The organism is Pasteurella testudinis DSM 23072 (assembly GCF_900176075.1).
Classification (GTDB): Bacteria; Pseudomonadota; Gammaproteobacteria; order Enterobacterales; family Pasteurellaceae; genus Chelonobacter; species Chelonobacter testudinis.
Genome location: NZ_FWWV01000005.1, coordinates 1 through 26,130 on the forward strand (window position 1 = coordinate 1; position 26,130 = coordinate 26,130).

Annotated in this window: 26 protein-coding genes and 1 pseudogene; 20 read left to right on the forward strand and 7 right to left on the reverse strand. The window is 48.0% G+C overall.

All coding sequences use genetic code 11. The annotated features are described in order from the left end of the window. The 9 genes and pseudogenes from B8880_RS03575 to B8880_RS03615 form a co-directional block, all read left to right on the forward strand. Nucleotides 1-140, forward strand: a pseudogene (locus tag B8880_RS03575) (IS200/IS605 family transposase); the annotation flags it as partial. 239 nt (nucleotides 141-379) lie between these two features. Further along, complete coding sequence (locus B8880_RS03580; protein WP_084256050.1) at nucleotides 380-673, forward strand: LapA family protein; 294 nt, start codon at nucleotides 380-382, stop codon at nucleotides 671-673. A gap of 5 nt (nucleotides 674-678) precedes the next feature. Then, nucleotides 679-1,863: a lipopolysaccharide assembly protein LapB gene (gene lapB / locus B8880_RS03585; RefSeq protein ID WP_084256051.1), complete on the forward strand. Its 1,185-nt coding sequence runs from the start codon at nucleotides 679-681 to the stop codon at nucleotides 1,861-1,863. Nucleotides 1,864-1,962: 99 nt separating this feature from the next. Beyond that, the gene (pyrF, locus tag B8880_RS03590; protein WP_084256052.1) at nucleotides 1,963-2,655 is read left to right on the forward strand and encodes an orotidine-5'-phosphate decarboxylase; all 693 of its coding nucleotides are present in this window, start codon (nucleotides 1,963-1,965) and stop codon (nucleotides 2,653-2,655) included. Nucleotides 2,656-2,663: 8 nt separating this feature from the next. Beyond that, nucleotides 2,664-2,984 (forward strand): stress response translation initiation inhibitor YciH, encoded by a 321-nt coding sequence (yciH, locus tag B8880_RS03595; protein ID WP_084256053.1) that lies wholly within the window; start codon nucleotides 2,664-2,666, stop codon nucleotides 2,982-2,984. A 307-nt stretch (nucleotides 2,985-3,291) separates the two neighbouring features. Beyond that, nucleotides 3,292-4,089 (forward strand): MIP/aquaporin family protein, encoded by a 798-nt coding sequence (locus B8880_RS03600; protein ID WP_084256054.1) that lies wholly within the window; start codon nucleotides 3,292-3,294, stop codon nucleotides 4,087-4,089. Between the two features lie 21 nt (nucleotides 4,090-4,110). Beyond that, nucleotides 4,111-5,622, forward strand: a complete 1,512-nt coding sequence (glpK, locus tag B8880_RS03605) for a glycerol kinase GlpK (protein WP_084256055.1) — start codon at nucleotides 4,111-4,113, stop codon at nucleotides 5,620-5,622. Nucleotides 5,623-5,928: 306 nt separating this feature from the next. Then, the gene (locus B8880_RS03610) at nucleotides 5,929-6,144 is read left to right on the forward strand and encodes a YgjV family protein (protein ID WP_084256056.1); all 216 of its coding nucleotides are present in this window, start codon (nucleotides 5,929-5,931) and stop codon (nucleotides 6,142-6,144) included. Between the two features lie 241 nt (nucleotides 6,145-6,385). Continuing rightward, nucleotides 6,386-6,718, forward strand: coding sequence for a helix-turn-helix domain-containing protein (locus B8880_RS03615; protein WP_084256057.1), 333 nt, complete (start codon nucleotides 6,386-6,388; stop codon nucleotides 6,716-6,718). A 51-nt stretch (nucleotides 6,719-6,769) separates the two neighbouring features. Here B8880_RS03615 and cdd read toward each other — a convergent pair whose 3' ends face one another. The 4 genes from cdd to potA all read right to left on the reverse strand — a co-directional run bounded on the left by cdd (nucleotide 6,770) and on the right by potA (nucleotide 10,676). Then, nucleotides 6,770-7,690 (reverse strand): cytidine deaminase, encoded by a 921-nt coding sequence (gene cdd, locus B8880_RS03620; RefSeq protein WP_084256058.1) that lies wholly within the window; start codon nucleotides 7,688-7,690, stop codon nucleotides 6,770-6,772. 259 nt (nucleotides 7,691-7,949) lie between these two features. Next, the gene (gene potC / locus B8880_RS03625) at nucleotides 7,950-8,717 is read right to left on the reverse strand and encodes a spermidine/putrescine ABC transporter permease PotC (protein WP_084256059.1); all 768 of its coding nucleotides are present in this window, start codon (nucleotides 8,715-8,717) and stop codon (nucleotides 7,950-7,952) included. Continuing rightward, a complete protein-coding gene (gene potB, locus B8880_RS03630) occupies nucleotides 8,717-9,577 on the reverse strand; it encodes a spermidine/putrescine ABC transporter permease PotB (protein WP_084256060.1) in 861 nt (286 codons plus the stop codon). The genes potC and potB overlap by 1 nt, the downstream gene beginning before the upstream one ends. After that, nucleotides 9,558-10,676, reverse strand: a complete 1,119-nt coding sequence (potA, locus tag B8880_RS03635) for a spermidine/putrescine ABC transporter ATP-binding protein PotA (protein WP_084256061.1) — start codon at nucleotides 10,674-10,676, stop codon at nucleotides 9,558-9,560. Before potA ends, potB begins: the two co-directional genes overlap by 20 nt. Nucleotides 10,677-10,990: 314 nt before the next feature. On the opposite strand from potA, the gene ribH reads away from it, so the two are divergent. The 5 genes from ribH to B8880_RS03660 are packed head-to-tail and all read left to right on the forward strand — an operon-like array spanning nucleotide 10,991 to nucleotide 14,136. After that, nucleotides 10,991-11,464, forward strand: a complete 474-nt coding sequence (ribH, locus tag B8880_RS03640; protein ID WP_084256062.1) for a 6,7-dimethyl-8-ribityllumazine synthase — start codon at nucleotides 10,991-10,993, stop codon at nucleotides 11,462-11,464. A gap of 16 nt (nucleotides 11,465-11,480) precedes the next feature. Further along, nucleotides 11,481-11,897, forward strand: a complete 417-nt coding sequence (gene nusB, locus B8880_RS03645) for a transcription antitermination factor NusB (RefSeq protein ID WP_084256063.1) — start codon at nucleotides 11,481-11,483, stop codon at nucleotides 11,895-11,897. A 39-nt stretch (nucleotides 11,898-11,936) separates the two neighbouring features. Continuing rightward, nucleotides 11,937-12,959 carry a thiamine-phosphate kinase gene (gene thiL, locus B8880_RS03650; RefSeq protein WP_084256064.1) on the forward strand — a complete coding sequence of 341 codons (1,023 nt, stop codon included), beginning with the start codon at nucleotides 11,937-11,939 and terminating at the stop codon, nucleotides 12,957-12,959. Nucleotides 12,960-12,994: 35 nt separating this feature from the next. Further along, nucleotides 12,995-13,498: a phosphatidylglycerophosphatase A family protein gene (locus B8880_RS03655; RefSeq protein ID WP_084256065.1), complete on the forward strand. Its 504-nt coding sequence runs from the start codon at nucleotides 12,995-12,997 to the stop codon at nucleotides 13,496-13,498. After that, complete coding sequence (locus B8880_RS03660; RefSeq protein ID WP_084256066.1) at nucleotides 13,498-14,136, forward strand: LysE family transporter; 639 nt, start codon at nucleotides 13,498-13,500, stop codon at nucleotides 14,134-14,136. Before B8880_RS03655 ends, B8880_RS03660 begins: the two co-directional genes overlap by 1 nt. Nucleotides 14,137-14,325: 189 nt before the next feature. On the opposite strand, the gene dxs is transcribed toward B8880_RS03660, so the two are convergent. From dxs to xseB, 3 genes are read right to left on the reverse strand one after another with little or no spacing between them, the layout of a single operon-like run. Continuing rightward, on the reverse strand, nucleotides 14,326-16,194 hold the full coding sequence (dxs, locus tag B8880_RS03665; RefSeq protein WP_084256067.1) for a 1-deoxy-D-xylulose-5-phosphate synthase: 1,869 nt from the start codon (nucleotides 16,192-16,194) through the stop codon (nucleotides 14,326-14,328). A 36-nt stretch (nucleotides 16,195-16,230) separates the two neighbouring features. Further along, entirely contained in the window at nucleotides 16,231-17,124 is an 894-nt protein-coding gene (gene ispA, locus B8880_RS03670) for a (2E,6E)-farnesyl diphosphate synthase (RefSeq protein WP_084256068.1), read from the reverse strand. 2 nt (nucleotides 17,125-17,126) lie between these two features. Continuing rightward, nucleotides 17,127-17,363, reverse strand: a complete 237-nt coding sequence (xseB, locus tag B8880_RS03675; protein WP_084256069.1) for an exodeoxyribonuclease VII small subunit — start codon at nucleotides 17,361-17,363, stop codon at nucleotides 17,127-17,129. 165 nt (nucleotides 17,364-17,528) lie between these two features. Between xseB and thiI the strand changes: the two genes are divergently transcribed. From thiI to B8880_RS03705, 6 genes are all read left to right on the forward strand, one after another. After that, the gene (gene thiI / locus B8880_RS03680; RefSeq protein ID WP_084256070.1) at nucleotides 17,529-18,977 is read left to right on the forward strand and encodes a tRNA uracil 4-sulfurtransferase ThiI; all 1,449 of its coding nucleotides are present in this window, start codon (nucleotides 17,529-17,531) and stop codon (nucleotides 18,975-18,977) included. Between the two features lie 177 nt (nucleotides 18,978-19,154). Further along, entirely contained in the window at nucleotides 19,155-19,646 is a 492-nt protein-coding gene (gene lrp / locus B8880_RS03685; protein WP_084256071.1) for a leucine-responsive transcriptional regulator Lrp, read from the forward strand. A 12-nt stretch (nucleotides 19,647-19,658) separates the two neighbouring features. After that, on the forward strand, nucleotides 19,659-22,517 hold the full coding sequence (locus tag B8880_RS03690; protein WP_084256072.1) for a DNA translocase FtsK: 2,859 nt from the start codon (nucleotides 19,659-19,661) through the stop codon (nucleotides 22,515-22,517). Nucleotides 22,518-22,636: 119 nt separating this feature from the next. Continuing rightward, the gene (gene lolA / locus B8880_RS03695) at nucleotides 22,637-23,248 is read left to right on the forward strand and encodes an outer membrane lipoprotein periplasmic chaperone LolA (RefSeq protein WP_084256073.1); all 612 of its coding nucleotides are present in this window, start codon (nucleotides 22,637-22,639) and stop codon (nucleotides 23,246-23,248) included. Nucleotides 23,249-23,269: 21 nt separating this feature from the next. Continuing rightward, nucleotides 23,270-24,610 carry a replication-associated recombination protein A gene (locus tag B8880_RS03700; protein WP_084256125.1) on the forward strand — a complete coding sequence of 447 codons (1,341 nt, stop codon included), beginning with the start codon at nucleotides 23,270-23,272 and terminating at the stop codon, nucleotides 24,608-24,610. Nucleotides 24,611-24,653: 43 nt separating this feature from the next. Beyond that, complete coding sequence (locus B8880_RS03705) at nucleotides 24,654-26,105, forward strand: NAD-dependent succinate-semialdehyde dehydrogenase (RefSeq protein WP_418889024.1); 1,452 nt, start codon at nucleotides 24,654-24,656, stop codon at nucleotides 26,103-26,105. Nucleotides 26,106-26,130 lie beyond the last annotated feature (25 nt).

Consider the following 26,130-nt stretch of genomic DNA (forward strand, 5'->3'; position numbering starts at 1 on the left):
TTTGGGCAAAGGGTTATTATGTAAGTACAGTGGGTTTAAATACAAAAGTGGTAGAGGAATATATCAGGAATCAGGAAAAAGAAGACATGATTCAAGATAATTTATCGAAGAAAGAATATGTGGACCCCTTTAAGGGGTAAGCCACAGAGTTATTGTGCAGTTGTCAGTCTTTTCACATGCCCCTTGAGGGGCATGTGAAGTACTAGGCCCTTATAGGGTAGCCGAAAAACCGCACGTTTCACGTGCGGATTGTTATTGCCTGTCATTCAGCGAACCGCACTTTTGCGATTAAACGGAAATAAATCGCTGATTTATCTATATGCTTGATATGATTTTTGGCATAATAGGTGCTATTCGCTATAAAATTCAGGAGAATAGAATGATTAAATACATTTTAGGCTTTGTCATCGTCTTGGCTATTGCGATTGTCGCCATTACCATTGGCGCCGATAATGATCAGGTGATTTCCTTTAACTACATTATCGCCAAAAGTGAATTGCAATTGTCCTCACTTGCCGCGATTTTATTTGGTCTAGGGTTGCTGTTAGGATGGGTTATCTGCGCTTTTTTCGTTTTGCGCCTGAAAGTCAAAAATATGCGTTTGAACCGTCAAATCAAGCGCCAAACCCAACAAATCAGCGAGCTTACCTTAAGCCGTGATAAAAGCGTTTAAGACAAATGCTTGAATTACTTTTCCTGTTATTGCCCGTTGCCGCGCTTTACGGCTGGTATATGGGCTATCGTAATGCCAAAAAAGGGCAGGACGAAGTCAGCAACAAGTTGTCCCGTGATTATGTCACCGGAGTAAATTTTTTGCTTTCTAACCAACAGGAAAAGGCGGTTGATCTGTTTTTGGATATGCTGCAAAAACAGGAAAATGAAAATGACATTCACAGCGACTCGCAATTTGAAGCCTCGTTAACCCTCGGCAATCTTTTCCGCTCGCGCGGCGAAGTGGATCGTGCGATTCGTATCCACCAAAATTTAGTCGAAGATCCGAATTTCAGTTTTGATCAGAAGTTATTGGCGAAGCAGCAACTTTCATTTGATTATATGAAAGTCGGTTTTTTGGATCGGGCGGAAAATATTTATATCAGTCTGGTCGATGAACCGGAATTCGCCAATAATGCCTTGAAACAACTGGCAAAAATCTATCAGAAAACCAAAGAATGGAAAAAAGCGATAGATGTCACCGAAAAGCGGCAAAAAGTCTTTCCAAAAGAAAATAATACCGAATTGGCACATTATTACTGTGAATATATCGCGACTGAAGAGTTATCGAGCAAAGAGAGCAAGGCGCTGTTAAATCGTGCCTTAGAAGTATCAAAAAATTGTGTCAGAGCTTCGATTGAATTGGCCTACCTGTATATGCGCGAACAAGAATTCCACAGCGCGATAACGCATTTCCAAAATGTGTTGCAACAAAATCCGGCATTTTTGTCCGAAGTCTTACCGCACTTGAAATGGTGCTATCAGCAACTGCAAGAAGAGAATGACTATGAGTTATTTTTGATCAAGGCCAAACAGCACTATAAAAGTGGCGCGATTGAATTGGCTCTGGCGGAGTTAATTGATAAAAAGAGCGGTTCGGCGGTGGCACAGGCCAATTTATATCAGCAACTGAACGATATTCCCAGTATGGATATTTTCAACCGTTTGATCCAATACGATATTGATGAAGCCGAAAATGGGCGAGCCAAAGAGAGTTTGGTGCGCTTGCAACAACTGGTGGAGAATAAAATCGGGCAAAGTTTTTCGTACCGCTGTTCCCACTGCGGCTACCGCAGCCACCGTTTGGTATGGAATTGCCCGTCGTGCAATAAGTGGGAAACGATTAAGCCAGTGGACGGGCAGTATCAGTAAATCATCCGCTTCAAAGAGCTTGGTTAGATATGAAAAATAAAAGACATTGTTAAAATAGCACCTCGATTTTTATATTATCTCAGTTAAAAAGGAAACAGTATGGACAGTAAAGTTATTGTTGCACTCGATTATGAAACGGAACGGCAAGCCTTGAGCTTGGTGGATCAAATTGATCCGAGCTTGTGTCGCTTAAAAGTCGGCAAGGAAATGTTCACCACATTGGGTACAGATTTTGTTAAACGGCTGCATGGCCGTGGCTTCGATGTGTTTCTGGATCTGAAATTCCATGATATTCCGAACACGGTGGCAAGAGCGGTGCGCTCGGCGGCGGATTTGGGCGTGTGGATGGTTGATGTGCATGCCAGCGGCGGTTTGCGTATGATGGAAACGGCGAAAAAAATCCTTGAGCCGTATGGCAAAGAGGCGCCGATTCTGATTTCTATCACGGTGTTGACCAGCATGGAAGATGTGGATTTACTGCAAATCGGGTTGAATGCTTCGCCGATGGAGCAGGTGATTCGCTTGGCGCGTTTGAGCCAGCGTGCCGGATTGGACGGAGTGGTATGTTCGCCGCAAGAAGTCGAGATTTTGCGTGCCAACTGCGGTAAAGATTTCAAATTGATTACTCCGGGCATTCGCCCTGAAGGATCGGAATTCGGTGATCAGCGCCGTGTAATGAGCCCGAAAGAAGCCATCGAAGCCGGTTCGGATTATCTGGTGGTCGGGCGTCCGATCACCTTGGCGGAAGATCCGGTGGGCGTGTTAAAAAGCATTAATGCCGCAATTGCCTAAGGTTGAAAATGTCGAATAATCCTTTAGTGTATTCCACCGACGGCGGTCGGATTAAGGCAGAAAAACCGCAGGAAGTTGTAGCAAAAGGCGACGGTATCGTGCGGATTCAGCGTCAGGTTAGCGGTCGTAAAGGCAAGGGGGTTTCCGTGATCACCGGCTTGGCTTTGCCAAGTGCCGAATTGGAAAAAATCGCCTCCGAGCTTAAAAAGCGCTGTGGCTGCGGCGGTTCGGTAAAAAACGGAACGATTGAAATCCAAGGCGAAAACCGCGAATTATTAAAACAGTTATTAACACAAAAAGGCTATACGGTTAAATTGGCCGGTGGTTAAGCCAAACCAAGCTGCTTGTTCCCCTCTTCGGCTTACGCATGGAGAGGGGATTTTTATTGCAAGATAAATATATTTTTATTTTCGTTATTGAAATAATGGTTTCTGTCAGTTTCAACAATAACTCTTGGTTATTATTTTTAATTAATTCATAGTGATAGTAAATAAATAGTTTGATGGTTATCACAATCTGATAATAATACCCTTTCTAAAAGTAACAATATTCGATAAATTACCTCTAAATTTTCTAAAAGGAAAATTTATATGTTCGTTTTAATGGTTGTTTTACTAATGACATGGAGAGATTCGAATGGAAAAGTCACTTAAAGCCGCTTGTATCGGCGAGTTCTTGGGAACGGGGTTATTAATCTTCTTCGGGGTGGGCTGCGTGGCTGCCTTGAAAGTCGCCGGTGCCGGTTTCGGACAATGGGAAATCAGCATCATGTGGGGAATGGGGGTTGCCTTGGCGGTTTATGCCACGGCGGGCGTTTCCGGAGCGCATTTGAATCCGGCGGTTACCATTGCCTTGTGGAAATTTGCCTGCTTTGACGGTAAAAAAGTTTTGCCTTATATTCTGTCGCAAGTTGCCGGTGCATTTTGTGCCGCGGCGCTGGTCTATTTCTTATATCGTAACTTATTTATCGAATTCGAAACCGTTAACAACATTGTGCGCGGCAGCCAAGAAAGTCTGAGCTTAGCCGGAACATTCTCGACCTATCCGCATCCGGCGTTGGGGCTGACACAGGCATTTGCGGTAGAAATGGTGATCACCGCTGTTCTGATGGCGTTGATTTTAGCCTTAACCGATGATGGTAACGGCTTGCCGAGAGGGCCTTTAGCACCTTTGTTAATCGGGATTTTAATCGCGGTTATCGGTGGCGCTATGGGGCCGTTGACCGGATTTGCCATGAATCCGGCGCGTGATTTCGGACCGAAATTCTTTGCTTATTTGGCAGGTTGGGGCGATGTCGCGTTAACCGGCGGACAGCAAATTCCTTATGTTATCGTACCAATTCTGGCACCGATTGTCGGGGCGCTGATCGGGGCTTATTCCTATCAAAGACTGATTAATAAAAACTTACCTTGCAATACTTGCCAAATTGACTAATTAAAGTAAAAGGAGATGATTATGTCTGACAAAAAATACATTATCGCGCTGGATCAAGGAACAACCAGCTCTCGTGCGCTCATTTTGGATCATGATGCCAATGTGGTCAGCGTGGCACAGCGGGAATTCACGCAAATTTATCCGCAAGCCGGCTGGGTGGAGCATAACCCGATGGAAATTTGGGCGACGCAAAGCTCTACTTTAAACGAAGCGGTGGCAATGGCAGGGATCAAACCGGACAGCATCGCGGCGATTGGGATTACCAACCAACGCGAAACCACGATTGTGTGGGAAAAAGAGAGCGGCAAGCCGGTTTATAATGCAATCGTGTGGCAATGCCGCCGTACTGCCGATATTTGCGAGCAGCTGAAAGCGGACGGACATGAAGAATATATCAAAGCGACAACCGGATTGGTGGTTGACCCGTATTTTTCCGGCACTAAAGTTAAATGGATTTTGGACAATGTTGACGGTGCGCGCGAAAAAGCGGAAAAAGGCGAATTGTTATTCGGTACAGTGGATACCTGGCTGGTATGGAAACTGACCCAAGGGCGTGCCCATGTCACCGATTATACCAATGCGTCGCGCACCATGCTGTTTAATATCCATACCATGCAATGGGACGAGAAAATGCTGGAAATTTTAGGCATTCCGCGCTCGATGTTGCCGGAGGTGAAAAAATCCTCTGAAGTTTACGGACAAACTAATATCGGTGGCCAAGGTGGGGTGCGGATTCCGGTCGCAGGCATTGCCGGCGATCAGCAAGCCGCACTTTACGGCCATTTATGTGTCAATGCCGGAATGGCGAAAAACACCTATGGTACCGGCTGCTTCTTATTGATGAATACCGGCGACAAAGCGGTGCGTTCACAAAACGGCTTGTTGACCACGATTGGTTGTAAAGCCGACGGTTCGCCATGTTATGCCTTGGAAGGTTCGATCTTTATGGGCGGCGCGTCGATCCAGTGGCTGCGTGACGAATTGAAAATCGTACATGACAGCTATGACTCCGAATATTTTGCGCAAAAAGTGTCGGATTGTAACGGCGTGTATGTCGTGCCGGCCTTTACCGGTTTGGGCGCGCCTTATTGGGATCCGTATGCGCGCGGGGCGATTATGGGCTTATCGCGCGGCGCCAACCGCAACCACATCGTGCGTGCAACCTTAGAATCGATCGCCTACCAAACCCGTGACGTATTGGAAGCAATGCAGTCCGATTCCGGGGATACGTTGAAAAAACTGCGGGTGGACGGCGGCGCAACGGCGAATAACTTCTTAATGCAATTCCAAGCAGATATTCTGAATGCCGATGTAGAACGTCCGCAAGTGAAAGAAGTGACCGCACTGGGCGCAGCGTACTTGGCAGGGCTGGCGACCAGTTTCTGGAAAGATCTGGAAGAGCTGAAAGATAAAGCCAGTATCGAACGCACGTTTACTCCGGACGGCTGCGAAGAGAAACGTGCCCGTCGTTATAAAGGCTGGAAGAAAGCGGTAAAACGCGCACTGGCTTGGGAAAAAGACGACGAAGAGTAGATTGGATTTGACTGTGATTTGATATGCCATAGCCGCTTACCGCTCTTTGGGTAAGCGGCTATTTTTCGTCAAGGCGGATTTTTGTCAAGGCTGAAAGTGCGGTTAAACGAGAGAGTTAAGACACGGGACAAAATGTGATCAGACGCAAAGTTTTCAACGTTTTATGCTGCAAAAGAAGGAAAGGCCTTTTTAAAACCCACCGGATTTGCTATTCTTCGCGCTTCCCTAAAAACAGGGCTTTTGATGGGATAAATCATCGTAAAAGGGTTGTGATACCCTTATCATTATTTTTATAAGTGAATCATTATGTCAATTGAAATTTTGGGTTATATTGCAACGGCATTTGTTGCCGGTTCGTTTTTGTTAAGTTCTATTCTGCACCTGCGAATCGTGAATTCCATCGGTGCCGTTTTATATATTGTGTACGGTGCGTTGATCGCTTCGATGCCGGTGGTGTTGCTGAATGTGTTTATCACGGCGGTGAATGTTTATCAGATAATTAAATTAAAGCGCCAAGCATAATCACACACCGACCATGTTAAAAAACCAGCCTCTTTGCCCGTGACGGCAAAGAGGTTTTTTTGTAGCAATATTTTTTAAATTGCGATCGGGATCGAAATAAAAAAACCGTATCAATGACAGTTTGTGCGGCGTAGCTATACTATCGGATATTTGTATAATACAATGTATTAACTGGTGGGGTATGTATACGATTATTGAGAATGTGTTAATAAAAACATTTTCTAAAATATTAAGGGGGTAAATGATGAATATGAAAGAGATGGATATAGATGATATTGTAAAAGCACTTATCATTGATGAGCCTGAATTGGCGGCTCAGGCTGCTGAATTGAGAAAAGCAATTGGCGAGATGCGAGAAGGTAAGCGCGGAAGAATAACCAATATTGCCGTTTCTCCGATTGTGCATACCCGAAACCGAGCAGGGCTGACTCAGCAAAAATTTGCAGAGAAGTTGGGTATTTCAGTTAATACGTTACGCTCTTGGGAACAAGGACAACGCAAACCCAGTGGCGCGGCGGCGGCTTTATTGACATTACTGGATAAGCGTCCGGAATTGATTGCCGAATTAGGTTAGTCAGCAAACCGCTTTGCCGCCCGTGACGGCAAAGCGGTTTTTTGTGCGATGTTATTCAATGGCAATATATTGCAACGGGAGTTTGCATAATGTTGCCAACAACTGCTTTGCCATCACTTTTTGGCTGATGTTGGCTTTTTTCTCAATTAAAACCGCTCTTTTGATGTTTTGCAGCTCAAAACCATTCAGAATCAGGTTGTTAATCGCGACTTGTAATGCCGGTAAGCTCGGGTTAAAGGCGGCATTTTCCGCATAGCTGCCGATAAAATAGAAATGATCTTCGGTCTCCAGTGCGGCACCGGCGTAGGCGTGGCTGTACGGCGCATGGCTGATATTGATCGCTTCAAGTGCGGTATCAATCAATAAGTCATCGGTATTGAGCAGGCTCAAGCCGTGATGACGGGGGGCAAGCAGTAATTCGCTGACATTCAGATCTTTCGGGCCGAAGTGGTTAGGCAGATAGCTGTGTAACGGATTATTGCTACTTTGCGGCAAGTTGATCACCAATTTCTCTGCGCTGTCCAATTCATTCATAAATTGGCGGCAGTGTCCGCAGGGGGCATAATTGACGGAAATTTCGTTAACACTGGTTTCGCCCTGCATCCAAGCATGGCTGATGGCGCTCTGTTCCGCATGAATGGTTTGTTGCATGCCGGTATCGACAAATTCCATATTGGCACCGAAATAAAAATTCCCGCTGCTGCCGATGGCAATCGCACCGACGTAAAAACGGGAAATCGGGGCAAGGGAATAAGCCGCCGCAATCGGCAGCAGGGCAATTGACAGCTCTCGTGCGGTTAACTTGAATTTATTGCAGAGGTGTTGCACGGTAAAGTGCGGTAAGCGCCCGACAAAACGCTGTTCGGTCAGAATGGTGAGAATGGTCTTTGCCAGCTCTTGATTCGGTAATTTGGCACAGGCAGACCGCACTTTTTCAGAGATATGCAAGTTGGAATGATAGTGGTTAGGCATGAGTAATCCTCCATAAATAACACGCCGTGAATTGTCGTTACTATATGTCATAACGTACAAAAGATCTTGCGCAGAAGCCTTTTTTTGTGAGATTAATCAACTAATTGTTAATTTTTATGCTGTTGCGCGTCAGCTTGTTTATTATTTAACGGTTTTTAATTGAGGGTAAAGTGCCCATTTGATTTTCATCGGACGCTATCGGGCAAGAAACAGTGTAAAAAAATGCCTGTATTTCAAGCGAGATACAGGCAATTAAACATTATTTATTTTTGCGTCCGATAAACAGACTTAAGGTGACTAACAACAAGGAGAGCAGAATCATAATGGTTGCCAATGCGTTGACTTCCGGTGTGACACCGGTTTTCACCATCGAGAAGATCTTCAACGGTAACACTTCATAACTCACACCGGTGACGAATGAGGACACCACCACGTCATCAAGGGAGATGGTGAAGCTGAGCAGCCAGCCGGAAACGATTGCCGGCAGTGCCAACGGCAGAATGATTTTGCCTAAAATCGTCAGTTCGCTTGCGCCCAGATCTTTCGCCGCTTCCAACATTTTGACATCGAAGCCTTTCAAACGGGAAAGAATGGTCACCACCACATACGGCAAACAGAAGGTGATATGTGCCAACAACAGCGAGGCAAAGCCCAGTTTGATACTGAACATCATAAACAATGCCAATAACGAAACTGCCATCACGATATCCGGCGACATCATTACGATAAACAACATGCCACCGACGAATTTTTTGCCTTTGAAGGTGTAGCGATAGAGGGCGATAGCGGTCAGTCCGCCGATTACGGTCGCCAACGTCGCCGCGAAGAACGCAATCGTTACCGAGTGGATTGCCGCCTGAATCAGGGTATCATTGTTGAACAGGCGCTCGTACCAGCTCCAACTAAAACCTTTCCAGCTTAACCCGTAGCGATCCGCATTGAACGAATTGACGATCAAGATAATAATCGGTATATACAAATAGGCATATACCACAAACATAAATGCGCTGCGTAGTAAACGACCCATTATTCCAACTCCGGTTTTTTGTTCAACAATTTACCTGCACGGTAGTAAATATACAGCAGTAACGCCATCAAAATCGTCAGACCGATACTGATCGCCGAGCCGAACGGCCAGTTGCGTGAAACCAAAAATTCGCTTTTAATCACATTACCGACCAACAAGACTTTGGCACCGCCCAACAGATCCGCCACATAGAACATACCCATTGCCGGCAGCAATACCAACAGGCAACCGGCGATAATGCCCGGCATGGTCAACGGCAGAATAATCCGCACGAAACGCTGCACCGTGCCTGCACCCAAATCTTTGGCGGCTTCCAGCAAACGTCCGTCCAGTTTTTCAATTGCCGAGTAGAGCGGCAGGATCATAAACGGCAGCAGGATATATACCAACCCGATGATCACCGCCATTTCGGTGTTGATAATCCGAATCGGCGAATCAATAATGCCGAGCGAGATCAGGGTATTATTTAATACGCCGCGCACACCGAGGAAAATTTTCATACCGTAAATACGGATCAGCGAGTTGGTCCAAAACGGCAGAATCACCATAAACAGCAGAATCGGGCGGTATTTGCTCGGCAATTTGGCGATCATAAAGGCAAACGGATAGCCGATCAGCAAACAGATAATGGTCGCCAAACCCGACATATATAGCGAGTTCCACATCACTTGCGCATACAGCGGATCAAACAAGCGTTTGTAGCTGTCTAACGAGAAAGTGAAATCGATCAGATTGCTGGTATCACGGGTTAAAAAACTGGTTCCCAACACCAAAACGTTCGGCACCAGCACAAAAAAGATCAGCCAGCCGAATATCACCGCAACGGTGATATTCTGGAAATTACGCGTTGTTATCTTCATCTTCCAATACCACTTCCCAGCTTTCAACCCAAGTGATCGCTACTTTTTGATTTAGCGAGTGATCGACGTCGGGATCATCTTCGTTAAAGAATTCGCTGATGAGCACCATTTTGCCGCTTGCCAGCTCAATCGTGGATTCCAGCGTCATGCCTTTGTAGTTGCGTTCGCGCACATAACCGACAATGCCGTTGACGGTTTCGGTTTCGTTAACCTCTTCTAAACGCAAATCTTCCGGCCGCAACAGCACTTTTAACCGGCTGCCTGCGCTGACGGTTTGTGTGGCGTAAATATCACAAATTCGCCCTTCGACATTGGCTTTCACCCGTTTCTCGTCTAAACGCTCAATCACGGTAGCGTCAAAAATATTGATCTCACCGATAAATTGCGCCACAAACAGGTTATTCGGCTCTTCGTAAATTTCGCGCGGCGTGCCGTCTTGTTGCAATTTGCCTGAACGCAATACAATAATCCGATCCGACATGCTCAGGGCTTCTTCTTGGTCATGGGTAACGAAAATAAAGGTGATGCCCAATTTGCGTTGTAATGCTTTCAGTTCGTTCTGCATTTGTTTACGCAGATTATAATCCAGCGCCGACAAGGATTCGTCGAGCAACAAAACTTTTGGCTTGTTCACCACCGCGCGGGCAATCGCCACCCGTTGCTGTTGTCCGCCGGACAGCTGCGCCGGTTTGCGCTCGGCAAACTCTTCCAGTTGCACCATACGCAAGGCTTCCAACACCCGCGGCTTAATTTCGCTACTTGGCACTTTTTGCATTTTCAAACCGAAAGCGACGTTTTCAAAAATCGTCAAGTGCGGGAACAGGGCATAACTTTGAAAGACGGTGTTCACCGGCCGCTGTTCTGCCGGAACTTGGCTGATATCTTGTCCGTCCAGAATAATCTGTCCGCCATTCAGCTCCTCAAAACCGGCGATCAGGCGCAGAATGGTGGTTTTACCACAACCTGACGGTCCCAAAATGGTGATAAATTCACCATGATTGATGGATAGGTTAAAATCATTGATGATGGCTTTGCCGTCATATTCTTTACGGATTGATTTCAGCTCAATCACCGGTTTTGCTTTAGCAATGCTTTCCACTAGCTTTGTTTTCCTCCTGCCGCATAGCCATAATAGAAGATAAAGGGTCTGCCTATCTTCCCGTCCTTTTGCAATGCGAAAAGATAAACAGCCCCTCGAAATCAATAAAATCGGGGCTAAGAATACCACACTTGGTTTATAGATTGAAAAGAGAAATTAGCCGATTTGGCTAAAAAACGGCACTTTGCGGTAGAAATAAAAGCCGACGGTAAATAAAGCGGAACAAGAACGGATTTACTACTGAATAAAGGCAAATAATGTGATAGAATCCGCCGTCGAAATTCATAAACATTTTTCTTATCACAAGGTAGCATATGAAAATTTTAGAAGGCGCAGTGGCTGCGCCAAATGCCAAAGTGGCAGTGGTTATTGCCCGTTTTAACAGCTTTATCAATGAAAGTTTGCTGGAAGGCGCGATTGATGCGTTAAAACGTATCGGGCAAATCAAAGATGAAAACATCACATTGGTGCGTGCGCCGGGGGCTTATGAGTTACCGTTAGTCGCCCGCCGTTTGGCAGACAGTAAAAAATATGATGCGATTGTGGCATTGGGGACGGTTATCCGCGGCGGCACGGCGCATTTTGAATATGTGGCGGGCGAAGCCAGCAGCGGATTGGGACAGGTGGCGATGCAAGCGGAAATTCCGGTTGCTTTCGGGGTGTTAACCACCGAAAACATCGAGCAGGCGATCGAGCGCGCCGGCACTAAAGCCGGCAATAAAGGTGCGGAAGCGGCGTTGGTGGCATTGGAAATGATCAATTTGCTGACTGCAATTGACAACGCATAGTCGACAAGGGTGAAAAATGAGTAAAGTATCCCCACGTCGCCGCGCCAGAGAGTGTGCGGTGCAAGCGTTGTATTCTTGGGCGGTGTCTAAAAACGAAATTGCCGAAGTCGAATTGTCTTTCATCACCGATCAGGAAATGAAAGGCGTCGATATGCCGTATTTCCGCAAATTACTGCAAGGTAGCGCCGAATATTGCGACGATTTGGAACAAACCTTGGCACCGCACTTGGATCGCGCAACCGGAGAACTGGATCCGATTGAAAAATCCGTCTTGCTGATGGCAGCCTATGAACTCAAATATCAGCCTGATGTGCCGTACAAAGTCGTGATTAACGAAGCGATTGAGGTGGCAAAAGTGTTCGGTGCGGAAGAAAGTCATAAATATATCAACGGCGTACTGGATAAATTGGCGCCGGCGCTTAAGCGTAAATAAGCGGTTTTATCAACCAGGCAGGGTGTAGGGAGGTTGGGTGTGAAGCGACAAAAAAGTGGTGAATTTGATGTTATTCGTCAATATTTTAATGCTTCAACCCGATCGCCGCGTAAAGATGTTTCTTTAGCGATCGGTGATGATTGTGCAATCACCGAAATCAAAGCCAATCAACGTTTAGCCATCACCACCGATACTTTGGTGGAGGGCACGCATTTCTTCCACAGTATCGATCCGGCGGATTTAGCGTATAAATCCGTTGCCGTCAATTTAAGTGATTTGGCGGCAATGGGCGCCGAACCGGCTTGGATCTCCTTGGCGTTAACCTTGCCGAAAGTAGACCACGGTTGGTTGGCGAAGTTCAGTCAGAGCTTTTTCGAGATTCTTGATCATTACAATGTGGATTTAATCGGCGGCGATACCACCAAAGGTCCGTTGTCTATTTCCATTACTGCGCATGGATTATTGCCGCGCGATAAAGCGTTGTGCCGTCACGGTGCGGAAAAAGGCGACTGGATTTATGTGACCGGAAATTTGGGTGACAGCGCCGCCGGATTGCTGTTATTGCAACAACGTATGGCGCAACAGAAATCTGATCCTGCCGCCGTCAACCAATTAACTCCGGCGCAACAATATTTGATTGAACGTCATTTGCGTCCAACGCCGCGCGTATTATTCGGGCAAAGCATTGCGCCTTATGCTAGTGCCGCGATTGATATTTCCGACGGGTTATTGGCGGATCTGTCCCATATTTTGCAGCGTAGTCAAGTTGCCGCCAGTATCAAACTGGAAAAGTTACCGTTGTCGCCACAACTGCTTGAGGTATTCGGTCAAGAAAAAGCCGAGCAGTTGGCATTGAGCGGCGGCGAAGATTATGAGCTGTGCTTTACCGTTGCCGATAAAAATTGTACGAGATTGGAGCGGGAATTAACCCATATTGGCGTGGATTATACCTGTATCGGACAAATTCGTGGCCAAAACACCAAGAACAGCATTCGATTAAAACGTTTCAATGAAAAAGTGGCTTTACCCGATTTAAAAGGCTTTGAACACTTTCCTGAATAGGCATAGAGGACAGACAGGAATACAAGGACGGCAAGATGAATGACAACAAGCTGGCATTAACAAAAGTGAACATGTGTGATCCGGTGCATTTTTTGGCGCTGGGCTTCGGCTCCGGCTTAATTTCCCCTGCGCCCGGTACTTGGGGAACACTGGCCGGCTGGCTGATTGGGATCGGTTTATTGCAATTTATCGCGCCGCTGACATTAGTGGTTGTGGCGATTTCCGCTTTTGTCCTTGGGATTTATCTGTGTGAAAAAACAGCCAAAGATATGGGCGTGCATGATCACGGCGCCATTGTCTGGGATGAAATCGCCGCCATTTGGTTGGTTTTGGCTTTCATCCCGCAACAAAATTGGCTCTGGTACTGCCTAGCCTTTGTCGTATTTCGTTTGTTTGATATTTTTAAGCCCTATCCGATTAACTATTTTGATGAAAATGTCAAAAGCGGTTTCGGGATCATGCTTGATGACTTATTGGCGGCAATTTATACGATATTGTCAATGTTAGCGTTGTTCTGCCTGATTAGACTGGGGTTGTAATGTTTGCCCTCGTTATCAAATTGTTTTTTATCCATCTGTTTGCCCTCGCCAGTCCGGGGCCGGATTTTTTCTTTGTGGCGCGCAAAGCGATCACCGAGAATCAACGTAATGCGGTGTTGGGCATTGTGGGGATTATCTTGGGTTTGGTGATTTGGCTGAGTGCAAGCCTGCTCGGATTAGCCATTCTGTTCAAACTTTATCCACCGATCGAAAGTGCGGTTTTACTGTTGGGCGGCGGTTATTTGACTTATCTCGGCAGTTTGATGTTGCGGGTGAAGCAGAATATCAGCGTGGCGCAAATCAGCGGCAAAAGTGCGGTCAGAGACACCTCGCCGTGGGCAAATGTGCGGCAAGGATTTTTGGTCAACCTTGCCAATGCCAAAGCGATTATCTATTTCAGCGGTATTTTTTCTTTGTTGGTCGCCAGCCTGAGTGATTATCTGCAAATCGGTTTGATTGCGGTGATGATTTTGCTGGAGAGTTTTTTGTATTTCTACATTATCGCCCGCATTTTTTCTCAACCGCGAGTCAAATCTTTCTATCTCAACTACAGCCGTTACATTGATAATCTATCCGGTTTGGTGTTTATCGGCTTCGGGCTGTTTTTGATCTACAGTGCGTTGCAGCTGATTATCTGATTTGTCGGGCAGCCTCTCTAAAAAAGAAAACCCGATATTCAATGAATAAATATCGGGGGAGGTCTTACAATAAGTAAAATGTAAAAAGACAACTGCAGTTGCAGTGCACTAGCATTAACTAAGACTGAGCGGCGGGTAAAAAGTTCATAAAAATTGCAAAAAATTTTTCTTTTTCTTACAAAAACTGATTTAGCCGCCTAAAACGGCACGAATTTGCCGTTCAATGCCTTCGGCATTTAACTGTAATTCCGCCAATATTTCCTCCTGTTCGCCTTGCGCGATAAACTCGTCGGCAAAGCCCAGTTGCAGTAGCGGCGGGATTGAGATTTTTTCATGTAGTGCCAATTCGTTTAAATATTCGGCGACCGCACTTCCGGCGCCGCCTTGTACGGCGTTATCTTCCAGACTGACCAGTAATGAATACTCCTGCGCCGCAGCGGCAAGACAGGCTTTGTCCAACGGTTTGACAAAGCGCATATCCACCACCGTTGCATTCAACGCTTCCGCTGCCGCAACCGCACTTGGCAATAATGTGCCAAAGTTCAGAATGGCAATTTTTTGCCCTTGACGAATTAACTTTGATTGCCCTAACGGAATTTCTGCCAACGGCTGCAATTCACAACCGACGCCCGAACCGCGCGGATAGCGCACCGCCGCCGGTGCATTCAAACGATAACCGGTGTACAGCATTTGGCGGCATTCGTTTTCGTCGCTCGGCGTCATAATCACGAGGTTCGGAATGCAGCGCATAAAACTGATGTCGAATGCGCCTTGATGGGTTTGCCCGTCCGCCCCGACAATGCCGGCACGATCAATCGCAAACAGCACCGGCAGATTCGGAATCGCCACATCGTGAATCAATTGGTCGTAAGCCCGTTGCAGAAAGGTGGAATAGATCGCCACCACCGGCTTATAACCGCCAATCGCCAAACCGGCGGCAAAGGTGACGGCGTGCTGTTCGGCGATTGCAACATCAAAATATTGTTCGGGAAAACGGTTGGAAAATGCCACCATGCCCGAACCTTCGCGCATCGCCGGTGTGATTCCGACCAATTTGGGATCCTGTGCCGCAATATCGCATAGCCAGTCGCCGAAAATCTTGGAATAAGTTGGAATCGCCGCTTTGCTTTTCGGTAATTTTCCCAGTGTCGGATCGAATTTCGGCACGCCATGAAAACCGATCGGATCGTTTTCCGCCGGTGCATAGCCCTTGCCTTTTTTGGTCATAATATGCAGAAATTGCGGCCCTTTCAGATTGCGCATATTTTTTAAGGTCGACACCAATTCATCGACGTTATGCCCGTCAATCGGGCCGATATAGTTGAAACCGAGCTCTTCGAACAGTGTGCCGCCCGGCGAAACGAAGCCTTTGACGTGCTCTTCGGTTTTTTTCATAAACTCTTTAATCGGCGGCAGATTTTCCAGAATTTTTTTACTGCCTTCGCGAATGGAGGAATAGAACGAGCCGGACAGCAGGCGTGCCAAATGGTTGTTCAATGCGCCGACATTTTCTGAAATCGACATTTCGTTATCGTTTAAAATCACCAACATATCGGTATGCAGCGCACCGGCGTGATTCATCGCTTCAAACGCCATACCGGCGGTGATCGCACCGTCGCCGATAACGCAAACGGTTTTGCGATCGGCATTCTCTTTTTCCGCCGCCACCGCAATCCCCAAGCCGGCACTGATCGAGGTGGAGGAGTGCCCGACCGACAACACGTCATATTCGCTCTCTTCACGCCACGGAAACGGGTGCAAACCGTCCTTTTGGCGAATAGTGTGCATTTGCTTGCGGCGGCCGGTTAAAATTTTATGCGGATAGGCTTGATGTCCCACGTCCCAAATCAGCTGATCGAACGGAGTGTTATACACATAATGCAGGGCAACGGTCAACTCCACCGTGCCCAAGCCTGAAGCCAAGTGGCCGCTGGTTCGGCTGACGGATTCCAAGAGAAAGCCTCGCAATTCGTCACAGAGCTGCGGCAACTGATCGCGACTGAGCAAGCGCAGATCGTCAGGGGTGTTGATTAAAGATAAAATCGGGTAGTTTTGCATAGTTAAAATAAATCGTTAAATAATCAAAGTGCGGTTTTAGTTATTTCGTTGCACAATATAATCCGCCAGTTGTAACAACGGCTCGGTATTAAACTCTAAATCTTGCAGTTCGGCTTTTGCCTCGACAATCAATTGTTCTGCTTTTTGTTTTGCGCCGTCCAATCCCAATAGTTTCGGGTAGGTGCTTTTGTCCAGTGCCAAATCGGAGCCGGCGTTTTTGCCTAGCGTGCTGCTGTCGGCAGTGATGTCCAAAATATCGTCCTGCACCTGAAACGCCAAGCCAATCGCCTGCGCATAGCGGATTAAGTGCTGTTTCAGGGCGTGGTTTTTAAAGTGCGGTGAGCAAAGAAAGCCCAGTTCCACCGCCGCCGCAATCAGCGCGCCGGTTTTATTGCGGTGAATCCGCTGCAAAAAATCCAGACTGACCGCACTTTGCTCCGCCAGCAGATCCAAACTTTGCCCCAAACACATGCCTTGGCCGCCGGAGGCGACGGCTAACGCTTTAACCAACGCTACTTTCTGTTCGGCACTGATCTTCGGCACCTCGCTCAAACACTCGAAAGCAAAGGCTTGCAGTGCATCACCGGCTAAAATCGCAGTGGCTTCGTCAAATTCGATATGACAGGTTTTTTGTCCGCGCCGTAAGGTGTCGTCGTCCATTGCCGGCAGATCGTCGTGGATCAACGAGTAGCTGTGGATCGCTTCGACCGCACTTGCCGCATAATCCAACGTGTGTAAATCGGCATGCAGCATTCGTCCGCAGGCATACACCAAAAACGGCCGCAAACGTTTGCCGCCCAGCAAAATTCCGTAGCGCATGGCAGCGGCAAGCGGTGCCGGCGTGCTGTCGAACGTCTGTAACCGTTGCTGCAAAAAGGTGTTCACCCGTAGGCGCAGGGTGGTTAAATCATCGGCAAAGCAGTAATTCATCATTATTCGTCGTAATCAGCCAAAGGCGCAACCGCACTTTTTTCTAATAAAATCTGCACCCGCTGTTCGGCTTTTTGCAAACGCTGCTGACCTTGCTGCGCCAGTTTTATCCCTTTTTCAAATTCGCCTAACGCCTCTTCCAACGGCAATTCGCCGGATTCCAAACGGGTTACGATGTTTTCCAATTGCGAAAGGGTCGATTCAAAATCCGTTTTTTTTGCACCGCCGGTTTTATCCATTCCACGCTTCCTTTTATTTTTAATTACGCTGTTTTTGATTGCAGCCTGCACTATTTATAAGCCGAATATTGTACTTCAGATTCAATTTGTTGTCGGTGTTTTTTTATAAATTTCGTGTACAATATCGCTAAATTTTCTCTCAACCAACAAAAACAGTCTGTTTATATGAAATTTATTATCAAATTATTCCCTGAAATCATGATTAAAAGCGATTCGGTGCGTAAACGTTTTATCAAAATTTTAACCGGCAATATCCGCAATATTCTGGCTAAACACGATGAAACCGTCGCCGTGGTGCGCCATTGGGATTACATTGAAGTGCGCAGTAAAGATCCGACTCAGCGGCAACTGCTGTTGGATTATCTGCAACGCACGCCGGGCATTCACCATATTTTGGAAGTGGAAGACACACCGTTCAGCTCGGTGCATGATATTTTTGAACAAGTGCTGCAAGCCAAACGTGACGAACTGGAAAACCGCACTTTTTGCGTGCGGGTGCGCCGCAAAGGCAAGCATGATTTCAGCTCGCTGGACGTGGAGCGTTATGTCGGCGGCGGCTTGAATCAGCAGATTGAATCCGCGAAAGTGAAACTGACCAAGCCTGATGTCACCGTGCGGATCGATATTGAAAACGACCATATGATGTTGATTAAACAGCGCCACGCCGGTTTGGGCGGCTATCCGATCGGCACGCAGGAAGATGTGTTGTCACTGATTTCCGGCGGTTTTGATTCCGGCGTATCCAGTTATATGCTGATTCGTCGCGGCTCACGGGTGCACTACTGCTTCTTTAATCTCGGCGGTGCGGCGCATGAAATCGGCGTGAAACAGATGGCGTATCACATTTGGCAACGTTACAGCGCTTCGCACAAAGTGCGGTTTGTGGCGATCAATTTCGAGCCGGTGGTGGCGGAGATTCTGGAGAAAGTGGATAACGGGCAAATGGGCGTGGTGTTGAAACGCATGATGGTGCGTGCCGCTTCGCAAGTGGCGGCGCGTTTCGGCATTCAGGCGATTGTCACCGGTGAAGCATTGGGGCAAGTTTCCAGCCAAACCTTGACTAATCTGCGTTTGATCGATGAAGCGGCGCAGGCGTTGGTGTTGCGGCCGTTGATCACCCATGACAAAGAACAGATTATCGAATTGGCAAAACAGATCGGTACGGACGATATTGCCAAATCGATGCCGGAATTCTGCGGCGTGATTTCGAAAAATCCGACGGTGAAAGCAGTTAAAGAGAAAATCGAAGCCGAAGAAAATCATTTTGATTTCAGCATCTTGGAAAGTGCGGTCAGTAACGCGCAATATTTGGATATCCGCCAAATCGGCGAACAAACCGCCGAAGAGATCAGCGAAGTGGAAACCGCCGAGGTGATCGGCGAAAACGATATCGTCATCGACGTGCGCAGTGCGGAAGAGTGCGAAGACAACCCGTTGCGGATTGACGGCATAACGCTGCTGACCATTCCGTTTTACAAACTGGCAACCGCCTTTGCCGAGTTGGATTCCGCAAAAACCTATTTGCTGTATTGCGACCGTGGTGTGATGAGCAAGCTGCAAGCGTTATATCTGCAACAGTTGGGATACCGTAATGTCAAGGTATTGCGGCGTTAATTGCCATAATTGCTATTTTTTATGAGTAAACGGGCGGCCCAATAGCGTTTGATAGCAGCATGCGTGCCGCTCGTTTTTTTGTTATATGTCGCGCAATGTTGGCAAGCAACGCTATAAAAAAACACAAAAATCGGGTAATCTATTACATTCCTTTTCACGGCGAACGGAACAGCAAGCATGTCCAAAAAATTAACCAAAACACTCGATGCGATTGATGTAAAAATTTTAGACGAATTACAACGTAACGGTAAAATTTCCAATATTGATCTTTCCAAAAAAGTCGGCTTGTCGCCGACGCCTTGTCTGGAGCGGGTGCGCCGTTTGGAAAAACAGGGGATTATTACCGGTTACCGTGCCTTATTGAATCCTGAGCTATTGGATTCCGCCTTGTTGGTTATCGTGGAAATTACGCTTGTGCGCGGCAAACCGGACGTGTTCGAAGAGTTTAACCAAGCTGTGCAGCGCTTGGACGAAATTCAGGAGTGTCATTTGGTGTCGGGCGATTTTGATTACCTGTTGAAAACACGGGTTGCCGATATGGCGGCATACCGCAAATTACTCGGCACGACCTTGCTGCGTCTGCCCGGCGTAAACGACACCCGCACTTATGTGGTGATGGAAGAAGTGAAACAAACCAATTACCTGCAATTAAAAGCAAAAACAGCATAAAAGACGTAAAACATGATTCGAAACCTTAGACCGCAATACACCGCCAAGCAGTATCTGATTGAAATCATTTTAGGCCTATTGGTACTGTTCGGCGTGTATTTAATTATAGCTTGGTCAAGCTATAGTCCTTATGACAATGCTTGGACCGTCGCCAGTCCGCAGCAAGCGCCGTTAAATAAAGCCGGTTCGTTCGGTGCGTGGTGTATCGATTTACTGTTTGCCCTGTTTGGCTCGGTGGCGAATATCATTCCGTTTGTGGTGGTGATCGCCTCAATTTTGCTGTTGCGCAACCGTTGGCGTGATCAATTCAGCAAGGGGCGGGTTATCTTGCGCTTATTCGGTTTTCTACTGCTGTTGTGCGGTTTGACTTCGCTGGCAACCCTCCTGCTGTCCAATACCGATACCTACCTTGCCGGCGGCGTGTTGGGCGGTTGGCTGATTAAAAGTTTGTATCCGTCTTTTGGCATGTTCGGCAGTTTTATGGCGGCATTTTGTGTTGCGGTGGTTGGCTTCATCTTAAGTTCGGGCATGTCTTTGGTGATGCTATTGGTCAGCGGCTATCAGTGGCTGACGGCTAAATATGATGAGGAAGACAGCGAACACGGTATGAATATGGCACAAGCCGAATCTTCGGATGTGCAGGCCTCCGCCCAAGCAGAACAAACGGTTGAGCAGTTAGAAGAAATTTTCCTGCCGGAAAGCGTCTTGCAGGCAAGACAAACCGCAACCAAACGTGTTTTGCAAAATGAATCGGGCGCAAGTGCGGTTAACCACCAAAATGACAGCGTGGAGGCAAACCGTTCGCACCCCGTCCGTTCGCAACCGGTGATTGTCGGTTTGGCAGAACAGCGTGAAACAGAAAACGCAATAGCCGCCGACAACACGACTGAACGGGCTACACCAGACCACGCTGAAGCGATTCACACAACGGTCGATTTACCGGATTTTGGCAATTATCAGGTTGAGCAGGCAATCGAGCTGCCAAAAGTGTCGATTGCAACCGCAACGCAAAATCCGAATATGGCGCTTACCAACCTCACGCTTCCGGCTGTTGAGGGAATGCCGCAGATCAGTCTGGCCACGGCAGGACAAGACGTGTCCACAAAAGTAGCGTCGGCGGTTAACTCTGCCACTGAAAATGACGAACAGCCAGATGATAGCATGATCAATGAGCTTGCCCGCCAGTTTGCCGAACGTGAACAGCAACGGTTGGCAGAAATGCAAAAAACGGCGCGGGCGCTGAATGCCGAAAAAGAGCTGCAAGTTATTTTGAGTGATGAGAATGCGGTGAATCCGGCGCCTAAAACCGTACCGGATTACAAACCGTACGAAAACAGTTTGATTCACCCGCTCTTGCAACCGAAAGTCAGCCACAGCGGCAAACCGAGCACGCCGTTGCCGAGTTTGGATTTATTGGAACAGCGTAAAGCGGAAGAACAGGATATTAGCCGAGAAGAGATCGATGAAACTTCGGCACAGATCGAACACCAGTTGCGCAATTTCAACGTCAAAGCCAAAGTGCAGAGCGTATTGGTCGGGCCGGTGGTCACCCGTTACGAGTTGGAATTAGAGCCGGGCACCAAAGCCTCGAAAGTCAGTGGCTTGGATACCGATTTGGCGCGCGCCTTGATGTTCCGCTCAATTCGGGTGGCGGAAGTGATTCCGGGCAAGCCGTATATCGGTATCGAAACCCCGAATTTACGCCGTCAAACCGTGAGTTTGCGCGATGTACTTGCGAGCAAGCAATTCAACCAAAGCAATGCCATTTTACCGCTCGCCTTGGGCAAAGACATCAGCGGTGAGCCGATTGTGGTCGATCTGGCGAAAATGCCGCACTTGTTGGTTGCCGGTTCGACCGGATCGGGCAAATCCGTCGGTGTTAACAGTATGATTTTGAGCTTGTTGTATAAACGCAAGCCGGAAGAAGTACGTTTTATCATGATCGATCCGAAGGTGGTGGAATTGTCGATTTACAACGACATACCGCACTTGCTGACCGAAGTGGTGACCGACATGAAAAAAGCCGCCAACGCACTGCGCTGGTGTGTGGACGAGATGGAGCGCCGTTACCAGTTGTTATCCTCGTTATATGTGCGCAATATCGAAGGCTTTAACAGTAAAATTGACGAAGCGGAGGCGATGAACCTGCCGATTCCGAATCCGACCTGGCGGCCGGGCGATACTATGGACAATATGCCGCCGGCGCTGGAAAAATTGAGTTATATTGTGGTGATTGTCGATGAATTTGCCGATTTATTGATGGTGGCCGGTAAACAAGTGGAAGAACTGATCGCCCGTTTGGCGCAAAAAGCGCGTGCGGTGGGGATTCATCTGATTTTGGCGACCCAACGGCCATCGGTCGATGTGATCACCGGCTTGATTAAAGCCAATATCCCAAGCCGGATTGCGTTTACCGTGGCGAGTAAAATCGACTCGCGCACGATTTTGGATCAAGGCGGTGCAGAAGCATTGTTAGGGCGCGGGGATATGCTGTATTCGGGACAAGGCTCGTCCGAACTGATTCGGGTACACGGTGCTTTTATGAGCGATGAAGAGGTTTCCAAAGTGGCGGACGATTGGCGTGCGCGCGGCAAACCGCAATATTTGGACGATATTGTGGTTTCACAAGAGGAAGAAAGCGGGGAAAGTGCGGTCGGCGGCAGTGGCGACGATCTGGACGATCTGTTTGATGCGGTGACGGAATATGTATTGACTACCGGCAATACCTCAATTTCGTCGATCCAGCGTAATTTCAAACTGGGCTTCAACCGTGCGGCACGGATTGTCGATCAAATGGAAGCGCAGGGTATTGTTTCTGCCGCCAGCAACGGCAAGCGGGAAATTTTAGCGCCGCGCGGCAATTATGAATAATGTCGAACAGTGAAGCGATCAAAGTGCGGTTAAGATCGGCTTAAGAACCAAAGTGTAAAATCATGGTCTTAATCACAGCAGCGTGAAATATCGTACGGAATATGCATGAAGGAAAAAAGATGAAAACATTAATGAAAACCGCACTTGGCGCATTATTACTGGCAGCAGTTCATGTCGCTGCGGCGGCGCCAATTGATGATTTACAGCAACGCTTGGCGGAAGTCGGTTCTTACAGCGCCGATTTTAACCAACGCGTCACCACAGCCAACGGTAAATTAGTGCAAGAAGGCAGCGGTAAGTTTCAAGTGAAACGACCGAACCTGTTCCGTTTGGACACGAAAAAACCGCAGGAAACCCAAATTATTGCCGACGGCAAAACCTTATGGTACTACGATCCATTTGTGCAACAGGTGACGGCGCGCAAGGTGGAAGAAGCGATTGACAACACCCCGTTTATTTTGCTGACCACCAACGATCCGAAACAGTGGGCGCAATATAGCGTCAGCCAAAAAGGCGATATTTTTACTTTGACGCCGAAAGACAAAAACAGCGCCATCAAACGCTTTGAAGTGCGGATCGACAGCAACGGGCTGTTGCGTAATTTCAGCACCATTGAACAAGACGGGCAGGCGAATTTGTATATGTTGCGCAATATGAACAACGTGACGTTGGATAATAAATTATTCCAGTTCAACGTGCCGAAAGGGGTTGAATTGGACGATCAACGCTAAGAAGTCATTATGGCAAAAGGTGTGAATAATCTCTCGTTTGATTTTGCGGAAAGCGATTTTCGCCCGCTAGCGGCACGGATGCGGCCGACTACGCTGGATAATTACTTCGGGCAAGCGCATTTATTGGGCGAGGGAAAACCGTTGCGCAAAGCGATTGAAGCCGGACATATCCACTCGATGATCTTATGGGGGCCGCCCGGCACGGGCAAAACCACCTTGGCGGAAATTCTGGCACAGCGGATCAACGCCGAGGTGGAGCGGATTTCTGCCGTCACCGGCGGTGTGAAAGAGATTCGCGAAGCGATTGAACGTGCCAGACAAAACAAGTTGGCGGATCGCCGCACCATTCTGTTTGTCGATGAAGTCCACCGTTTTAACAAAAGCCAGCAAGACGCTTTTTTACCGCATATTGAAGACGGCACGATTATTTTTATCGGCGCCACCACCGAAAATCCCTCGTTTGAATTGAACAGCGCTTTGCTGTCGCGTGCCCGAGTTTATTTATTAAAAGCCTTGAATGAAGCCGATATTCAGGCGATTTTGCAACACGCCTTGCAAGACGAAAAGTGCGGTTTGGGACAACAAGCTATCCAACTGGAAGACAATCTGCTGGCGATTCTGGCGGAATATGTGCATGGTGATGCACGCTTGGCGTTGAATTGTCTGGAATTGATGGTTGATATGGCGCAAGAGATTGACGGTGCTAAACAGTTGACCCAAGCGCTGTTGGTTGAAGTGTTAGGCGAACGCCAAGCCCGTTTTGATAAACAAGGGGATCGCTATTACGATCTGATTTCGGCGGTGCATAAATCGATTCGCGGCTCTGCCCCTGACGCGGCGCTGTATTGGTATGCACGGATTATCACCGCCGGCGGTGATCCGTTATATGTTGCGCGCCGCTTGTTGGCAATTGCCTCGGAAGATGTCGGTAACGCCGATCCGCGCGCCATGCAGGTTGCGCTCAGTGCTTGGGATTGTTTCACCCGCGTCGGCGCGGCCGAAGGCGAACGGGCGATTGCGCAAGCGATTGTCTATCTTGCCGTTGCGCCGAAAAGTAACGCGGTCTATCAGGCGTTCAACGCTGCCAAGCAACAGGCGACCCAATTTCCCGATTATGATGTGCCACCGCACTTGTGCAATGCGCCGACCAAACTGATGAAATCCCTCGGTTACGGCGAGGAATACCGCTATGCCCACCATGAAGAAAACGCCTACGCCGCCGGAGAAAATTATTTCCCGCCGGAACTGAAAGACAGCCGCTATTACTTCCCGACCGAGCGCGGCATGGAAGGTAAAATCAAACAAAAGTTAGACTGGTTAAACCAGTTGGATCAACAAAGCGACAAAGTGCGGTATAAATAGTTTTCCCAATCTGATCCCGATTAAGGAGCAAAGTATGTTTCAACTGAATGATGTTCAATTACTCAAAACCGAGTGTTATATCGACGGGAAATGGCGCTCGGCGCTGAGCGGCGAAACGGTGGCGGTTTTTAATCCGGCTACGGGTGATAAAATTGGCGACGTGCCGCAAATGGCGGCGCAAGAAGCCTTGGAGGCAGTTGCGGCGGCTCAACAAGCCCTTAAGGGCTGGCAGCAAAAAACGGCAAAAGAGCGCAGCCGGATTCTGCGCAACTGGTTTGATCTGATCGTACAGCACAAACAGGATCTGGCGAAAATCCTGACCATCGAGCAAGGCAAACCGCTGGCAGAAGCCGAAGGGGAAATTTTATACGGTGCGTCCTATATCGAATGGTATGCCGAAGAAGCCAAGCGGATTTACGGCGACACCATTCCGGCACCGAGTGCGGACAAACGGATTTTGGTCACTAAACAACCCATCGGCGTTTGTGCGGCGATTACGCCGTGGAATTTTCCGAATGCGATGATCACGCGCAAAGCCGCTCCTGCCTTGGCGGCGGGTTGTACTTTTGTGATTCGCCCCGCTTCACAAACACCGCTCTCGGCATTGGCGTTGGCTGAATTGGCGCAACGGGCAGGAATTCCGGCAGGAGTTTTCAACGTGATTACCGGCAGCGCCACCCAAATTGGTAAAGTTCTGACCGAAGACGATCGGGTGAAAAAATTCAGTTTTACCGGCTCCACCCAAGTCGGGCGCCTGCTAATGCAGCAATGTTCTTCCACCATCAAAAAAGTGTCGTTGGAATTAGGCGGCAATGCGCCGTTTATCGTATTTGACGATGCCGATTTGGACGCAGCGGTTGAGGGCGCGATGGCTTGTAAATTCCGCAATGCCGGGCAGACTTGTGTCTGTGCCAACCGAATTTATGTGCAAAGTGCGGTTTACGATGCTTTCATCGAACGCTTTAAAAGTGCGGTAGTCGGCTTAAAAATCGGTAACGGCTTAGAATCAGGTGTGACCTTTGGCCCCTTGATTGAACAAAGTGCGGTTGCCAAAGTGGAGGATCATATCGCCGATGCCTTGCAAAAAGGGGCGGAAATCGTTTGCGGCGGCGCTTTAGCCGAGCAGGGCGGCTTGTTCTACCAACCGACAATTGTGCGTAACGTCACCGCCGAGATGAAAGTGGCGACAGAAGAGACGTTCGGTCCGTTGGCGCCGATTTTCAAATTTGAAACCGAAGAGGAAGTGATTGCCGCCGCCAATGCCACTGAGTTCGGCTTGGCGTCTTACTTCTACAGCCGTGATATCGGGCGGATCATGCGAGTGTCGGAAAATTTGGAATACGGCATGGTCGGCGTGAATAGCGGCATTCTTTCCAATGAAGCCGCGCCGTTTGGTGGGGTGAAACAATCCGGTTTAGGGCGCGAAGGTTCGAAATACGGCATAGAGGATTATTTGGAAATCAAATATATCTTGCTCGGTGGATTGGATAAGTAGGGGATTACGCTCTATTGGAAAAGCG

Bases quoted from the DNA above. Each gene is read 5' to 3' on its own strand.
- ispA (WP_084256068.1), bottom strand. From the start codon at position 17,124: ATGAATTACTGCTTTGCCGATGATTTAACCACCCTGCGCCTACGGGTG.
- B8880_RS03660 (WP_084256066.1), top strand. From the start codon at position 13,498: ATGTTTGCCCTCGTTATCAAATTGTTTTTTATCCATCTGTTTGCCCTC.
- lapB (WP_084256051.1), top strand. From the start codon at position 679: ATGCTTGAATTACTTTTCCTGTTATTGCCCGTTGCCGCGCTTTACGGC.
- lrp (WP_084256071.1), top strand. From the start codon at position 19,155: ATGTCCAAAAAATTAACCAAAACACTCGATGCGATTGATGTAAAAATT.
- cdd (WP_084256058.1), bottom strand. From the start codon at position 7,690: ATGCCTAACCACTATCATTCCAACTTGCATATCTCTGAAAAAGTGCGG.
- lolA (WP_084256073.1), top strand. From the start codon at position 22,637: ATGAAAACATTAATGAAAACCGCACTTGGCGCATTATTACTGGCAGCA.
- thiI (WP_084256070.1), top strand. From the start codon at position 17,529: ATGAAATTTATTATCAAATTATTCCCTGAAATCATGATTAAAAGCGAT.
- B8880_RS03615 (WP_084256057.1), top strand. From the start codon at position 6,386: ATGATGAATATGAAAGAGATGGATATAGATGATATTGTAAAAGCACTT.
- B8880_RS03690 (WP_084256072.1), top strand. From the start codon at position 19,659: ATGATTCGAAACCTTAGACCGCAATACACCGCCAAGCAGTATCTGATT.
- B8880_RS03580 (WP_084256050.1), top strand. From the start codon at position 380: ATGATTAAATACATTTTAGGCTTTGTCATCGTCTTGGCTATTGCGATT.
- dxs (WP_084256067.1), bottom strand. From the start codon at position 16,194: ATGCAAAACTACCCGATTTTATCTTTAATCAACACCCCTGACGATCTG.
- glpK (WP_084256055.1), top strand. From the start codon at position 4,111: ATGTCTGACAAAAAATACATTATCGCGCTGGATCAAGGAACAACCAGC.
- B8880_RS03600 (WP_084256054.1), top strand. From the start codon at position 3,292: ATGGAAAAGTCACTTAAAGCCGCTTGTATCGGCGAGTTCTTGGGAACG.
- ribH (WP_084256062.1), top strand. From the start codon at position 10,991: ATGAAAATTTTAGAAGGCGCAGTGGCTGCGCCAAATGCCAAAGTGGCA.
- B8880_RS03655 (WP_084256065.1), top strand. From the start codon at position 12,995: ATGAATGACAACAAGCTGGCATTAACAAAAGTGAACATGTGTGATCCG.
- B8880_RS03610 (WP_084256056.1), top strand. From the start codon at position 5,929: ATGTCAATTGAAATTTTGGGTTATATTGCAACGGCATTTGTTGCCGGT.
- xseB (WP_084256069.1), bottom strand. From the start codon at position 17,363: ATGGATAAAACCGGCGGTGCAAAAAAAACGGATTTTGAATCGACCCTT.
- yciH (WP_084256053.1), top strand. From the start codon at position 2,664: ATGTCGAATAATCCTTTAGTGTATTCCACCGACGGCGGTCGGATTAAG.
- potB (WP_084256060.1), bottom strand. From the start codon at position 9,577: ATGAAGATAACAACGCGTAATTTCCAGAATATCACCGTTGCGGTGATA.
- nusB (WP_084256063.1), top strand. From the start codon at position 11,481: ATGAGTAAAGTATCCCCACGTCGCCGCGCCAGAGAGTGTGCGGTGCAA.
- potC (WP_084256059.1), bottom strand. From the start codon at position 8,717: ATGGGTCGTTTACTACGCAGCGCATTTATGTTTGTGGTATATGCCTAT.
- pyrF (WP_084256052.1), top strand. From the start codon at position 1,963: ATGGACAGTAAAGTTATTGTTGCACTCGATTATGAAACGGAACGGCAA.